The organism is Arthrobacter sp. 05T423 (assembly GCF_056396245.1).
Window position 1 is genome coordinate 60385 of the sequence record NZ_JBFTLC010000005.1, and the last position, 13227, is coordinate 73611.

General features: G+C 67.2%; 14 protein-coding genes. 3 read left to right on the forward strand and 11 right to left on the reverse strand.

Features of this window, described 5'->3' with window-relative positions; translation table 11 throughout:
* Window positions 1-82: 82 nt before the first annotated feature.
* From AC1DFE_RS05955 to AC1DFE_RS05975, 5 genes are all read right to left on the reverse strand, one after another.
* Window positions 83-2971, reverse strand: coding sequence for an FtsK/SpoIIIE family DNA translocase (locus AC1DFE_RS05955; protein ID WP_476904986.1), 2889 nt, complete (start codon window positions 2969-2971; stop codon window positions 83-85).
* 83 nt (window positions 2972-3054) lie between these two features.
* On the reverse strand, window positions 3055-4746 hold the full coding sequence (locus AC1DFE_RS05960) for a ribonuclease J (protein WP_476904987.1): 1692 nt from the start codon (window positions 4744-4746) through the stop codon (window positions 3055-3057).
* A 42-nt stretch (window positions 4747-4788) separates the two neighbouring features.
* Window positions 4789-5697 (reverse strand): 4-hydroxy-tetrahydrodipicolinate synthase, encoded by a 909-nt coding sequence (dapA, locus tag AC1DFE_RS05965; RefSeq protein WP_476904988.1) that lies wholly within the window; start codon window positions 5695-5697, stop codon window positions 4789-4791.
* A 96-nt stretch (window positions 5698-5793) separates the two neighbouring features.
* A complete protein-coding gene (locus AC1DFE_RS05970) occupies window positions 5794-6540 on the reverse strand; it encodes a carbon-nitrogen hydrolase family protein (RefSeq protein ID WP_476904989.1) in 747 nt (248 codons plus the stop codon).
* Window positions 6541-6549: 9 nt separating this feature from the next.
* Window positions 6550-6969, reverse strand: a complete 420-nt coding sequence (locus AC1DFE_RS05975) for a hypothetical protein (protein WP_476904990.1) — start codon at window positions 6967-6969, stop codon at window positions 6550-6552.
* A gap of 239 nt (window positions 6970-7208) precedes the next feature.
* Here AC1DFE_RS05975 and AC1DFE_RS05980 point away from each other — a divergent pair, with 239 nt between their 5' ends.
* From AC1DFE_RS05980 to AC1DFE_RS05990, 3 genes are all read left to right on the forward strand, one after another.
* Window positions 7209-7484 (forward strand): dihydrofolate reductase family protein, encoded by a 276-nt coding sequence (locus tag AC1DFE_RS05980; protein ID WP_476904991.1) that lies wholly within the window; start codon window positions 7209-7211, stop codon window positions 7482-7484.
* Window positions 7454-7735, forward strand: coding sequence for a dihydrofolate reductase family protein (locus AC1DFE_RS05985; protein WP_476904992.1), 282 nt, complete (start codon window positions 7454-7456; stop codon window positions 7733-7735). Before AC1DFE_RS05980 ends, AC1DFE_RS05985 begins: the two co-directional genes overlap by 31 nt.
* 135 nt (window positions 7736-7870) lie before the next feature.
* Window positions 7871-9106 carry a heparan-alpha-glucosaminide N-acetyltransferase domain-containing protein gene (locus tag AC1DFE_RS05990; RefSeq protein ID WP_476904993.1) on the forward strand — a complete coding sequence of 412 codons (1236 nt, stop codon included), beginning with the start codon at window positions 7871-7873 and terminating at the stop codon, window positions 9104-9106.
* 33 nt (window positions 9107-9139) lie between these two features.
* Here the strand turns inward: AC1DFE_RS05990 and AC1DFE_RS05995 are convergent, their stop codons facing one another.
* The 6 genes from AC1DFE_RS05995 to AC1DFE_RS06020 all read right to left on the reverse strand — a co-directional run bounded on the left by AC1DFE_RS05995 (window position 9140) and on the right by AC1DFE_RS06020 (window position 13226).
* Window positions 9140-9628 carry a hypothetical protein gene (locus AC1DFE_RS05995; RefSeq protein WP_476904994.1) on the reverse strand — a complete coding sequence of 163 codons (489 nt, stop codon included), beginning with the start codon at window positions 9626-9628 and terminating at the stop codon, window positions 9140-9142.
* Between the two features lie 4 nt (window positions 9629-9632).
* Window positions 9633-10391: a 4-hydroxy-tetrahydrodipicolinate reductase gene (dapB, locus tag AC1DFE_RS06000; protein WP_476904995.1), complete on the reverse strand. Its 759-nt coding sequence runs from the start codon at window positions 10389-10391 to the stop codon at window positions 9633-9635.
* A gap of 118 nt (window positions 10392-10509) precedes the next feature.
* Window positions 10510-10986: a molybdenum cofactor biosynthesis protein MoaE gene (locus AC1DFE_RS06005; protein ID WP_476904996.1), complete on the reverse strand. Its 477-nt coding sequence runs from the start codon at window positions 10984-10986 to the stop codon at window positions 10510-10512.
* On the reverse strand, window positions 10976-11503 hold the full coding sequence (locus tag AC1DFE_RS06010; protein WP_476904997.1) for a MogA/MoaB family molybdenum cofactor biosynthesis protein: 528 nt from the start codon (window positions 11501-11503) through the stop codon (window positions 10976-10978). The genes AC1DFE_RS06005 and AC1DFE_RS06010 overlap by 11 nt, the downstream gene beginning before the upstream one ends.
* Window positions 11500-11994 (reverse strand): cyclic pyranopterin monophosphate synthase MoaC, encoded by a 495-nt coding sequence (moaC, locus tag AC1DFE_RS06015; protein ID WP_476904998.1) that lies wholly within the window; start codon window positions 11992-11994, stop codon window positions 11500-11502. Before moaC ends, AC1DFE_RS06010 begins: the two co-directional genes overlap by 4 nt.
* Complete coding sequence (locus AC1DFE_RS06020; protein ID WP_476904999.1) at window positions 11982-13226, reverse strand: molybdopterin molybdotransferase MoeA; 1245 nt, start codon at window positions 13224-13226, stop codon at window positions 11982-11984. Before AC1DFE_RS06020 ends, moaC begins: the two co-directional genes overlap by 13 nt.
* Window position 13227 lies beyond the last annotated feature (1 nt).

Genomic DNA, 13227 nt, shown 5'->3' on the forward strand with positions numbered 1-13227 from the left:
TCTTCGGGGCGACCGTCTTCGGGGCTATCGCCTTCAGGGCTACCGTCTTCGGTGCTACCGTCTTCAGGGCTACCGTCTGGGCCTACCGTCCGGTGAGGGACCATGCGTCCTCGGAACCGTCCTCGTCGTCGCCGGAACTGTCGGCGCCGTCGTGGTAGTCGACGCTCTGGGTGCGCTTGTCGAGGTCGGCGGCAACGAGGTCCTCCGCGTAACCGCCCTGCGCGATGTTGGCGTTGGCGTTGTCACTGAGCGCGGCGGTCTGCGCATCAGCCGTGGCCGGAGCCTCCTGGCCCTTCATCGCGGCCAGCACCGCGGCGAGGTCGTCGGGCTTGACCAGCACATCGCGCGCCTTGGAGCCTTCCGACGGACCAACCACGCCGCGCGATTCGAGCAGGTCCATGAGGCGGCCGGCCTTGGCGAAGCCGACGCGGAGCTTGCGCTGCAGCATGGACGTCGAGCCGAACTGGGTGGTGACCACCAGCTCCGTGGCCTGCAGCAGTACTTCGAGGTCATCCCCGATGTCGTCGTCGATCTGTTTCTTCTGCGCTTCGGGTGCGACGTCGTCACGGTAGACGGCCTGGAGCTGGCCCTTGACGTGTTCAACCACCTTGTGGATCTCGGATTCGGTCACCCAGGCGCCCTGCACACGCATCGCCTTGGAGGCGCCCATCGGGAGGAACAGCGCGTCACCCTGTCCGATCAGCTTCTCCGCCCCTGGCTGGTCGAGGACCACGCGGGAGTCGGTCACGGATGAGGTGGCGAAGGCCATCCGTGACGGTACGTTGGCCTTGATCAGGCCGGTCACCACGTCAACGGACGGGCGCTGCGTGGCCAGCACCAGGTGGATACCGGCGGCGCGGGCCAGCTGGGTGATACGGACGATGGAATCCTCGACGTCGCGCGGTGCCACCATCATCAGGTCGGCAAGCTCATCGACGATCACCAGAAGGTACGGGTAGGGCCGGATGACGCGCTTGGAATCCACCGGCGGCTGGACCTTGCCGGCGCGGACTGCCTTATTGAAATCGTCGACGTGCTTGAAGCCGTAATTGGCGAGGTCGTCGTAGCGGGCGTCCATTTCGCGGACCACCCACTGCAGCGCTTCGGCAGCCTTTTTGGGGTTGGTAATGATGGGCGTGATGAGGTGCGGCACGCCTTCGTAGGCGGTGAGTTCCACGCGTTTGGGGTCCACCATGACCATCCGGACCTCGTCGGGGGTGGCCCGCATCAGCAGGGACGTGATCATGGAGTTCACGAACGAGGACTTACCGGCGCCGGTGGCACCGGCCACCAGCAGGTGGGGCATCTTCGCGAGGTTGGCCACGACGTAGCCGCCCTCGACGTCCTTGCCGACGCCCATGACCATGGGGTGGTCGGTGCGGCGGGCGTTTTGGCTGCGCAGGACGTCCCCGAGCGACACGGTCTCGCGGTCCGTGTTGGGGATCTCGATGCCGATGGCGGATTTTCCGGGAATGGGGCTCAGGATGCGCACGTCACTCGAGGCGACGGCGTACGAGATGTTCTTGGACAGCGCCGTGACGCGCTCCACCTTGGTCCCGGGCGCCAGTTCGATCTCGTAGCGGGTCACGGTGGGACCCCGGCTGAAGCCGGTCACCGTGGCATCGACGTTGAACTGCTGCAGGGTGTCCGTCAGGGCGGCCACGACGGCGTCGTTGGCTTCCGTACGCTCCTTGGGAATGGACCCGGGCGTCAGCACGTCGGACGCCGGCAGCGTGTAGGTGACGTCGCCCGCGAGGGAGAGCTGCTCGGTGCGCTGCGGAATAGGAGTGGGCGGGGGTGCTGGCGCCACCGGCTTGGACGGCACGTGCACGGCAGCGGCCGGTGCTGTGCCGGCCACACTTGCCGGGGCTGCCATGCCCGGGGTCACCAGCGGGATGGCCTCGGTGGCATTCTCGGCGTCGGCGCCCTTGGTGCCGAGCCCCTGGGCTGCCTTGATCTTCTCGACGGCGATCTCCGCCTGGGTGGGCCGCCGGACTCCGGGGGCCACAGCGGGCTTTGCCTTGCCGGCGTCCGGTGACGGGTCGTCGTCGTCGACTACGGCGTGTTCAAAGGCTTCGTCTCCGACGTAGCCCTCCAGCCGGGCATCGGCGTCTTCATCCTTGCCAAAGAGCCGCCTGCGCTTCTTCTTCGGTGCGGGAGGGCTGGTTTCGTACAGATAACTGCGGTCGTGGGCGTCGCCGCCGTTCTCCTGAAGGTCGATGCCCATCAGGTGCTCATAGGCACCGCGCAGGCGGCGCGGGATCGCCCCAAACGGAGTGGCTGTGACGATCAGCACCGAGACGAAGGCCAGCAGCCCGTACAGGACCAGCGGGACGGCCGGGTGGATGGCGGCCAGCGGGGAGGCGGCCAGGAATCCCAGCATGCCGCCGGCCTGCCGCAGGCCGTCGAAGCCCTCGCTGGCGGTCGGCTGGCCGCCTACGATGTGCGCGATGCCGCAGCCGGCAAACGTCATGACCAGGAAGCCAATCCCCACGCGGTTGTTTCCGCGGCCGTCTGCAGGCTGCCGGAACAGCCTGCAGGCGCACACGAAAAGCATGAGCGGCAGGACCAGCGACATCCAGCCAAACGTGCCGTTGACCACGGCATAGACGGCGTCCGGGAACCAGCCACGGAATCCCCACCAGGCGAAGGTGGCGATGAAGACCGCCAGGGCCAGGTTGAACAGTGCGGCACCGTCACGGCGATCTTCCGGGGCGACGTCGCTGACGTCCTGGCCGATGCGGCGCACCCCCCCGCCCACCAGATGGCCGATGCCCAGCCAGGCCCCGCCGGCCACCCGCAGCAGCCAGGGCTGCCGGTGTTCGACGGCGGGAAGCTGGCGCGTGCGGGCGCTGCCGCCGGACGATCCCGCCCGCCCGGTTTTGGCTGCCGATGAGCCGCTGCGGCCTGAGGCTGCGCCCGATTTGCTGCTGAGGGTACGTTTTGGCGCGGGAGAAGTACGAGTGGCCATATCTGCCACGGTACTCCACTGCAGCGACGAAACCGCGGATTTCCGGGCCCCGAGGGCTGTGTTCAGCCCCGGGGCGTCCGCAATTACGCTTCCAGGACCACCGGGATGATCATGGGGCGCCGGCGCAGCTTGCGGTTGACCCATGTACCGACGACCCGGCGGACGATCTGCTGCAACTGGTGGTTGGTGTGGTCCGCGTTGCTGAGCACGGCCTCTTCCAGCGCGGCGTTGATCTTGGGAATGATGTCGTCGAAGACAGAGTCTTCTTCGGCGACGCCGCGGGCGTGGATCTCGGGCCCGGAGACCACCTTGCCGGTGGCCCGGTTAATGACCGTGATGATGGAGATGAAGCCTTCATCGCCCAGGACGCGGCGGTCCTTGAGGTCAGCGTCGGTGATTTCGCCGACGCTGGAGCCGTCCACGTAAACGAAGCCGACCTCGACCTGGCCCACGATGTCGGCCTGGTGGTCCCGCAGGTCGATCACCGTGCCGTTGTCTGCGAGCAGGATGCTGGCTGCCGGAACGCCCGACTCCTCGGCGATCTTGCCGTTGGCGATCAGGTGGCGTGTCTCGCCGTGCACCGGCATGGCGTTGAGCGGTTCGAGGATGTTGTAGCAGTAGAGCAGCTCCCCTGCCGCGGCATGGCCGGACACATGGACCTTGGCGTTGCCCTTGTGGATCACGTCGGCGCCGAGCTTAAGCAGGCCGTTGATGATGCGGAAGACGGCGTTCTCGTTGCCGGGAATGAGGCTGGACGCCAGGATGACGGTGTCGCCCTGGCCCACCACCACGCGGTGGTCGCCGTTGGCCATCCGTGAAAGCGCGGCCATGGGCTCGCCCTGGGAACCGGTGGACATCAGCACCACCCGGTTGTCGGGCAACGAGTCGATGTTCTTCAGGTCCACAACGATGCCGTCCGGCACGTGCAGATAACCAAGCTTCGCGGCGATGGCCATGTTCCGCACCATGGAACGTCCCACGAAGGCGACGCTGCGGCCGTGCTTGGCCGCGGCGTCCAGGACCTGCTGCACCCTGTGGACGTGCGAGGAGAAGGACGCCACGATGATGCGCTTGGTGGCCTGGCCGAAGAGCCGGTCCAGGGTGGGTCCGATCTCCTTCTCCGCGGTGGTGAATCCCGGGACGTCCGCGTTGGTGGAGTCGGACATGAACAGGTCCACGCCTTCTTCACCCAGCTTCGCGAAGTGCCGGAGGTCGGTGATCCGGCCGTCGAGCGGCAGCTGGTCCATCTTGAAGTCCCCCGTGTGCAGCACCGTGCCGCCGGCCGTGCGGATGAAGACGGCCAGGGCATCCGGGATGGAGTGGTTGACCGCCACAAACTCGCACTGGAAGGGGCCGAACTGCTCTACCTGCCCCTCGGTGACCGAAAGGGTGTAGGGCTTGATCCGGTGCTCCTGCAGCTTGGCCTCGATCAGCGCCAGGGTCAGCTGTGATCCCACGAGCGGAATGTCGTTGCGGAGCCGCAGCAGGTACGGAACGGCTCCGATGTGGTCCTCGTGGCCGTGCGTGAGGACCACGGCCACGATGTCATTGATCCGGTCCTCGATGTAGGAGAAATCGGGCAGGATCAGGTCAACGCCGGGCTGCGTTTCCTCCGGGAAGAGGACGCCGCAATCGACAACCAGCAGCTTGCCGTCGATTTCGAACACAGCCATGTTCCGGCCGATTTCGCCCAGCCCGCCCAGCGGGACAATCCGCAGGGTGCCCTGGGGAAGGCGGGGAGGCGTAACGAGGCCGGTGAGGGCTACTTGGGTCATAATGCACTTCTTTCCAGACGGAAGAGTGCCGGTCTCAGTCCGTCAGGAAAAGACCAGCCCTCCCTCCGCCAAGTCCTCGCGGATGGTTTCGATCTCGGCTTCGTCCGGCTCCACGAGGGGCAAGCGGACAATCGAGTTGGGCAGGACTCCCTGCCATTTAAGAATTTGCTTGGCTGCAACGGCACCCTGGACGCGGGTCATCGTGGCGCGCACCACGGGCTCAAGCTCGAAGTTGATCTTCCGGGCCGTGCCGAGGTCGTTCGCGTTCATCGCGTCGATGAGCTCCCTGAAGCGGCGGGTGGCGACGTGGGTGGTGACGCCCACGAGGCCTACGGCGCCCAGGGCCATCCACTGCACGGTCAGGCCGTCGTCGCCGGAGTAGAAGGCGAGCTCGGTCTCGGCCAGAACGCGGGTGGCGGCAGCGAAGTCGGCCTTGGCGTCCTTGACGGCCACGATGTTCGGGTGCTGGGCGAGGCGGATCATGGTGTCCGGCGCAATCTCGACGGAGGACCGGCCGGGGATGTCGTAGAGCATGACGGGCAGGTCCGTGGCGGAGGCGACCGTCTCGAAGTGGGCGCGGAGGCCGGCCTGGCTGGGCTTGTTGTAGTAGGGCGTGACGATCAGCAGGCCGTCGACGCCGAGCTTGGCGGCTTCCTGGGACAGGTGCACGGAGTGCGCGGTGTCGTTGGTGCCGGTGCCGGCGATGACGGCGGCACGCCCTCCGACGGCTTCCATCACGGCGCGGAACATCCCCAGGTTTTCCTCGTCGGTGAGGGTGGACGTCTCGCCTGTGGTTCCGGTGACGACGAGGCCGTCGCAGCCGTCGTCAACGAGCTTGCTGGCCAGTTCCGCAGCCTGCTGGTAATCGACCTTGCCGTCAGTGGTGAACGGGGTGACCATGGCGGTCAGGAGGGTGCCCAGGGCAGGAATGTTCGCGGAAGTGTCAGCCATGGGAAAAACGTTACCCTGTCACGAGCAGGTTAGGACAATGCCCGCCGCGTGATGATCGTCAAATTGCGCGCGCACGCTGGCCGCGCAGGGCGCTGGCTACCTGTACCGGTTCAGGGAACCCCACAGCAGCACAGCGGTGACCACTTCCGTTCCGGTACCGCCCGCCTGCTGCATCGACAATCCGTCCGGCCCCCAGAAACCGCTCAGGCCGCAGGACGGCCCCAGCGGCGTACGGCCACCGAGGTTGGCAAGGACGCCGTACATGCGGTTGTCCATGGTCCGCGCTCCGAGATGCAGCCCCAGCCGGTGGCCTTCCTCCTGCGTGTAGAGCGCCGAGATGGCATACACGTCGGCCCCGGCAGCGGCCGCAGCCCCGGAGTGCGGCGGGTGGGCAGCGTCGAAGCAGATGGCCAGTGCGACCTTCCAGCCGTCCACGTCCAGCAGAAGCGGTTCCTGCCCTGCTTCAAACAGGGAGTGCTCGCCGCCGTGCAGGTGCGTCTTGAAGCCGGCTTCCTGCGTGCCGTTCGGGTGGACGGCCAGTGAGGCGAGCCGAGGCGAACCCTCCGGTTCCCGGAAGGGTGCTCCGACGACGGCCGTGATGCCCGTTCTGCGGCAGATCTCGCGGATGGGGTCCAGGCGGTGGTCCGCAGCCGCCACCCACTGGTCCCCGCCGCGAAGCAGGGGAAGGTCGTAACCGGTGAGGGACAACTCCGGGAACACCACCAGCCTGGTACCGTGGGAGTCGGCGTCCTCGATGAGGCGTACATGCTCCGGGACGTTGGCCTCGATGCCGCCGCCCAAGGCCGCGTACTGGATGGCGGATACAGTCAGAGGTGCGGTCACGAGCCCATCCTAGGCGGGCTCTGCACTCGAGCAGTAACGCTCCACGGCCGCCTCCCTCAGCGACTCGGCCCACTGCGAAAGGCGCTGCGCCGCCCTGACGTAGTGGAACAGTTCCGTGGGCGTCAACGCATCGAGGTCCGTTTCGGACAGCCGGCGTGCAAGCTCCGCCCCGGGCCCCTGGGCCGAGAGTGCCACGCCTTCCCGGCCCCACTGGACATCCTCGGCCGGTTTCCCCGCCACAAGTTGCCGGAACAGGTAATCCACGACGCCGGGGCTCATCGCCTTCAGCGGATCACCCTTCAGCGGATCAGGCTTGGGCGGATCAGCCCGGGGGGCATGAGCGTTGATGGGATCACTCTTAAACCCCTGCGCCCTAAGCTCACGCCCTTCAAGCTGATGACCTGCCGAACCCACTGATAACTTCTTCATGCCGAAATCCTATTCGAACATATATTCGAATACAAGACCCTGGGAGCCAGCGCACCGTGCGGCATCATGCGTCTGGCGATTCCGCCGGGACCAACCAGTCCGGACCAGGTCTCAGGCAAGAACCACCAATTGGGCTGCCGGCGGGGGGCACGTCCTGTCCCGCCGGATCCCTGAGTGCGTCACTGGAAGGTACGACGACGGCGGCCTGCCGCCTTTCGCCGCCCCTTGGAGGTGCTCGAATGCGCAAGATCATCCTGATGATGTCGTCATCCCTGGATGGCTTCTTCGAGCGGCCCGACCGGGACATCAGCTGGCATCTGGCCGACGAGGAACTCCTCTGCCACCTCAACGAGCGGATCCGGACGATGAGTGCCTTCATGTCCGGGCGCGTCACCCATGAGCTGATGGCCGATTTCTGGCCCACAGCTGACCAGGATCCCGGTCTCTCGGCGCCTATGGCCGAGTTCGCCGGGATCTGGGCGAGATGCCCAAGTTCGTGTTTTTGCGGACCCTGACCCAGGCGGACTGGAACACTACGGTGATTCACGACGTCGTGCCTGAACACATCGCGGAACTGAAGGCCCAGCCAGGCGGTGACATCGCCCTTAGCGGCGCCAATTTGGCGTCCACCTTCATGCGGCAGGGCCTCGTCGACGAGTTCCGAATTCTCGTCCATCCCGTGGTTCTGGGGCACGGCCGGCCGCTGTTCGAAGACCCCGACGTCCGGCTGAGCCTCAGGCTCGAGGGGACCCGGTCGTCCGGCTGAGCCTCAGGCTCGAGGGGACCGGTCGTTCGGCAACGGCGTTGTTCTGCTCAACTACTCGCGATTACCCCTAGAGCCACAAGGAACTCCGGGTCTACGGAAATCAGGGCTGCAAGGCGGATGTGAGACGATCGCATCATGACCTCGCGGAGCACGGCTGCATCTTCCAAGACAGCGAAGGGGCCCGCAACAGGCGTCCGGTTGGCCGGCATTGACGCTGCCCGCGGCCTCGCCCTCCTGGGCATGATGGCCACACACCTGCTCCCCACCTTTGAGTCCAATGCTGCCCTGACCCCGACCTGGGTGGGCCTGACGTTCTCCGGCCGTGCCGCCGCCCTGTTTGCCGTGCTCGCCGGAATCGGCCTAGCCCTGTCCACCGGCAAGCAACAGCCTCTTGACGGACCCGGGCTGACGGCGACGCGGCGGGGCATCGCGATGCGCGCGCTAGTGATTGCCGTCGTCGGGCTCGGACTCGGCGGGCTCGACGTCAACATAGCGGTGATCCTGGTGCATTACGCCGTGTTGTTCCTGTGCATCCTGCCGTTCATCGGGCTGCGGCTGAAGGCCCTGTGCGCCTGGGCAGGTGGCTGGATCCTGCTTTCCCCGTTGATCGCGTTTCTGCTGCGGCCGTGGCTCATGGCCGCAGATCCGCCGCTGCAGCTCAACCACAACCCCGGGTGGGAGGACTTTTCCACCCCGGGCCAACTGTTTGGCGACCTGTTCCTGACGGGGTACTACCCCGTGCTCCAGTGGATCTCATATCTGCTGGTGGGTCTCATCATCGGCAGGCTCGCGCTGACCGTGGCAATAGTTCCCGTGTTGCTGCTGCTCGGCGGCACTGCGGTGGCGGCATTCTCCAAGGTCCTGGGCACGGCGGCGATGGAGCAATGGGGCGGCCGCGCCGCCCTGCAGGACATCCTCACGGACCCCAACTATCCGCTGGACAGCCTCCTGCAAGTCAATCTCGCCGGCGTCCGGCAGGAGGGATCCTGGTGGTGGCTTGCCAGCAGCGCACCACATTCCGGAACCACGCTGGACCTGCTGCACACCAGCGGCGTGGCGGCCGCCGTCGTCGGCCTGTGCCTCCTGGTGGGCAGGCTGGGACAGTGGCTGGCGCTGGACCTGCTGCTTCCGCTGCGCGGACCGGGCGCGATGACCCTGACGCTGTACACCGCCCACGTATGCGTGGTGGCATCGTTCCACCTCAGGCCATTGCCCGTGGGATGGACCGAGGACGGGATGTACTTCGCCCACGCAGCGCTGGCCGTGTTGATCGGGATGCTCTTCGCAATCCTCAAATGGCGCGGTCCGCTGGAATGGCTGGGGCACGCGGCCAACCAGGTGGGACGCCACCAGCCGGCAAGGATCCGGTAGGCCGGACGCCTGGCCCGGCAGCCAGGGTCCGACCTAGCGGGCCAGGGCGTCGCCAGACTCGCGGAACAGCCGCACCGCATCCCGCATGGAGGAACGTGCCCGTTTCCGGTCACCGGAAGCGTCATAGGCGCAGCTGAGCCTGAACCAGGAGCGCCAGTCGTCCGGGGCGGCTTCGGTTTCTGCGCGATACTTCTCAAACTCCTGGTCCGCGGCGGCGCGGATGATCCGGCCGGCAGGTGTGCGGGGCAGGTTGTCCTCTGGCAGGCCACCTTCGGCCTCCAGCACCCGTGCCATCTGTTCGGTCCGGGCACCGAAGAGGAGTTCCCGGATCATTGCCCAGGCGCCGATCACGGGCAGCACGAGGTAAGCCGCGCCGATGGCTTTGGCCACCGGCTGGGCGTCAGTCAGCAAAAGGATGGAACGCTGGAAGGACACCACGAGATAGAAGACCAGCAGGAGCGTCACCGCACCCACCCAAATCTTGGTGCGGTTTGTCCTCAGCCAGCCAAGAAGCGGTTTCACTGCGCTACAGCCCCAGGTCCAGGTAGCCGTCCAGGCCGACGGTGAGCCCGGGATGGGCTGCGACATTCCGCAGGCCCAGGAGAACGCCGGGCATGAAGGAGGCCCGGTCGAAGGAATCATGACGGAGCGTCAGCTGCTCCCCCGGCCCGCCGAGCAGGACCTCCTGATGCGCCACGAGCCCGCGGAGCCGGACGCTGTGCACGCGCACGCCGTCCACCTCGCAGCCGCGGGCACCGGCCAGTTCAGTAGTGGTGGCGTCGGGGCTGGGGCCGACGCCGGCCGCCTCGCGTTCCGCTGCCACCAGCTGTGCGGTGCGCACCGCGGTGCCCGAGGGCGCGTCCACCTTGTCCGGGTGGTGGAGTTCGATAATCTCCACGGATTCGAAGTACTTGGAGGCCTTGGCGGCGAAAGCCGATGTGAGCACGGAGCCGAGGGCGAAGTTGGGGGCAATCAGCACACCGACGTCCTTGTGGCTGGCCAGGATGGCCTCCAGCGACTCCAGCCTGGCCAGGTCCCAGCCCGTGGTTCCCACCACGGCGTGCATGCCGTTTTCGACGGCGAAACGGACGTTCTCCTCGGTGCTCTCCGGAACGGTGAGGTCCACGACGTAGCGGGCACCGGCGTCGAGCAGGGAATCGAGGGAGTCACCGCGTCCCAGCGCGGCGACAAGCAACATGTCCGGAGCGGCCTCAACAGCTTTGACGGCCTCGGCGCCCATGCGCCCGTTTGCGCCCAGAACGGCGACAGGAAGTTGTTGGGTCATGGATTCAACACTACCGTTCGCGTGGGCGGCGGACGGAACCGGAACCCATGCGTTACCTCACGCGCGGGCGCGGGAATCCCCCGCGCTGCCGGCTGTTATTCGCCAGCGCTGCCGTCCGTTATTCCCCGGCCCCGACCCATTCAACAGTGCCGTCGCTGAAGAACTGTTCCTTCCAGATCGGCACCTGCGCCTTGACCCGGTCCACCAGCTCGGAGCACACGGCAAAGGCCTGGCCTCGGTGGGCGGCCGACACCGCACAGACCAGGGCAGGGTCGCCGATTTCCAGCGGACCCACCCGGTGCGCGACCCAGATCCGGACGGGAGGAGCCGCGGCGCCATCAGCAGCATCAGTCCCTGCCGCCTGCTCGGCCACCAACTGCGCCACGACATCGTCCAGCATCTTCCGGGCCGTCGGGTGGGCGCTGTAGCTGAGCCGGTCCACCGGCTTGCCGCCATCGTGGTTCCGCACCACGCCGCTGAAGCTGACCACAGCCCCGGCGGTCTCCGACTCCACGGCCGCAATGGCCTGGTCCACGGAGATCGGTTCGGTGCTGAGCACCGCGTGTACTACTTCGAACGAAGCCTCAGTGGCCATGTCCGCCCTCCAACTGGTCGCACAGGTGCCCGATCACCGGGTCCAGGACGGACAGTCCGTCCATGACCCCTTTGGGTGATCCGGGCAGGTTGATGATGAACGTCCGGCCAGCCGAACCGGCGTGTCCCCGGCTGAGCATAGCGTGGGGCGTCTTGGACGTACCGAACTGCCGGATACCCTCCATGATGCCGGGGATTTCGCGGTCCAGCAGCGGCAGCGTCATTTCCGGCGTGCGGTCATCCGGGCTCAGGCCGGTGCCGCCGCTGGTGATGACGACGGCGGGTTCCTGGGTGAGGAGGGCCCGGATCGCGGCGCCCACCGGCTCGCCGTCGGGCACCACCATGACCGGATACGGCACGAAGCCATGTTCGGTGAGCCAGTCGGTGATGACCGGCCCGGTCTCGTCCCGGTAGACGCCGGAGGCAGCCCGTGTTGAGGCAATGACGACGCCGGCCTTGCGGCCCTGCACTTCTCCGTGGACGTGCGGTCCCGTGCTGTTGGAATCGGGGCTGCTCACAGGGTCCAGTCCCCGCTCTTGCCGCCGCTTTTGGCCAGCACCTTGATGTCCGTGAGGACAGCGTGCTTATCCACGGCTTTGATCATGTCGTACACGCTCAACGCCGCCACGGAGGCGGCCGTCAGCGCTTCCATTTCGACGCCGGTCACGCCCCTGGTCTTGACGGTGGCCAGGATGTCCACGGTCTCGGGTCCAAGTTCGAAGTCGACCGTCACCTTTGAAATCGGGAGCGGATGGCACAGCGGGATCAGCTCAGGGGTTTTCTTGGCCGCCATGATCCCGGCGACCCGGGCCACTGCCAGTGCATCGCCCTTGGGCAGGCCGCCGGTGCCCAGCAGTGCCAGGACCTCCGCGGTGCTGTGGACCGTCGCCGTTGCCGTGGCTTCGCGCGTGGTCTCCGGTTTCTCTGAGACGTCCACCATCTGGGCCGTGCCGTCACGGCGCAGGTGCGTCAGGGCGCCGTGGTCATTTTCTGCAGTCACAACATCCATACTTCCACTTCGGAGCCCTCGCCGAGGGCTGTTGTGCCAACGGGTACGTGCACCAGGGCATTGGAGTGGGCCAGCGCCTGCACCAGGTGCGAGCTTTCGCCGCCCTGCAGCCGGACTGTACCGTCCGCCTGCAGGGACCCGCGCCGGACCTGGTGTTTGCCGGCAGGGGAAGACAGGGGCTGAGCCAGCCGTGCCCTGACCGCGGGCCTGGGCGCGGGCGCGCCGAACAGCTCGCCCAGGACGGGACGGAGGAACATCTCAAAGGAGACGAGGCAGCTGACGGGGTTCCCCGGGAACGCAAGGAGTGGCACGCCGTCGAAGGTTCCCAGCCCCTGGGGTCCGCCGGGCTGCATGGCGACGTGCTGGAATGCGACGTCCTGGCCGTCCATGGCCTGCCGCACCACCTCGTAAGCCCCCTTGCTGACTCCCCCGGTGGTGACAATCAGGTCCACCGCAGCCGTGTGGGTGCGCAGCAGCGTCCGCAGGGCTTCCGGGCTGTCAGCGGAAATGCCCGCCCTGGTCACGGCAAGTCCAGCCTGCCGCAGCGCGGATTCCAGGAGGGTGCCGTTTGCGTCGTAGATCTTTCCGTCCCCCAGCGCTTCCCCGGGTTCCACTACTTCATCGCCGGTGGTGACCAGCAGGACGGACAGCTGCTGGTGAACGAGGACCTCCGGCAGCCCAAGTGCAGCGAGCAGGCCCAGCTGGGCCGGACCCAGGCAGGTGCCGGCGGCCAGGGCCAGCCGGCCGGCTTCGATGTCGCTTCCGGCGGCACGGATAAACGTCCCCGCAGCCGTCGCTGGCAGCCTCACCTCAGCCTCTTCTCCTGCGGCCGGAAAGACGGAGGGGTTGGCCTGTTCAACGGGTACGACGGCGTCAGCCCCGTCCGGCACCATGGCCCCGGTCATGATCGGGGCGGCCGTCCCCGGCTGCAGGGGCACGGGACGGGTGCCCGCCGGAACCGCGGCCGCCACGCGCAGCTTCGCCCCGCCGTCGGGCACGTCCTCGGAGCGGATGGCGAAGCCATCCATCTGGGAGTTCGGAAACGGCGGCAGGCTCAACGGCGCCTCGACGTCCTCCGCCAGCCCCCGGCCCAGGGCCCGGACCAGCGGAAGCCTCTCGGTCCGCTCCCGGGACCGCAGCGGTTCGAGGAGGTCCCGGACCGCCTGCCGGTGATCCGCCACGCTTCGATGCGCGCCGTGATCGTGGGTGCTGTGCTCGTGCGGGCTGTGCATG

Excerpts from the sequence above, each read along its gene's own strand:
- AC1DFE_RS05955 (WP_476904986.1), bottom strand. The coding sequence starts at position 2,971 with ATGGCCACTCGTACTTCTCCCGCGCCAAAACGTACCCTCAGCAGCAAA.
- AC1DFE_RS05960 (WP_476904987.1), bottom strand. The coding sequence starts at position 4,746 with ATGACCCAAGTAGCCCTCACCGGCCTCGTTACGCCTCCCCGCCTTCCC.
- dapA (WP_476904988.1), bottom strand. The coding sequence starts at position 5,697 with ATGGCTGACACTTCCGCGAACATTCCTGCCCTGGGCACCCTCCTGACC.
- AC1DFE_RS05975 (WP_476904990.1), bottom strand. The coding sequence starts at position 6,969 with ATGAAGAAGTTATCAGTGGGTTCGGCAGGTCATCAGCTTGAAGGGCGT.
- AC1DFE_RS05980 (WP_476904991.1), top strand. The coding sequence starts at position 7,209 with ATGCGCAAGATCATCCTGATGATGTCGTCATCCCTGGATGGCTTCTTC.
- AC1DFE_RS05985 (WP_476904992.1), top strand. The coding sequence starts at position 7,454 with ATGCCCAAGTTCGTGTTTTTGCGGACCCTGACCCAGGCGGACTGGAAC.
- AC1DFE_RS05990 (WP_476904993.1), top strand. The coding sequence starts at position 7,871 with ATGACCTCGCGGAGCACGGCTGCATCTTCCAAGACAGCGAAGGGGCCC.
- dapB (WP_476904995.1), bottom strand. The coding sequence starts at position 10,391 with ATGACCCAACAACTTCCTGTCGCCGTTCTGGGCGCAAACGGGCGCATG.
- AC1DFE_RS06005 (WP_476904996.1), bottom strand. The coding sequence starts at position 10,986 with ATGGCCACTGAGGCTTCGTTCGAAGTAGTACACGCGGTGCTCAGCACC.
- moaC (WP_476904998.1), bottom strand. The coding sequence starts at position 11,994 with ATGGATGTTGTGACTGCAGAAAATGACCACGGCGCCCTGACGCACCTG.
- AC1DFE_RS06020 (WP_476904999.1), bottom strand. The coding sequence starts at position 13,226 with ATGCACAGCCCGCACGAGCACAGCACCCACGATCACGGCGCGCATCGA.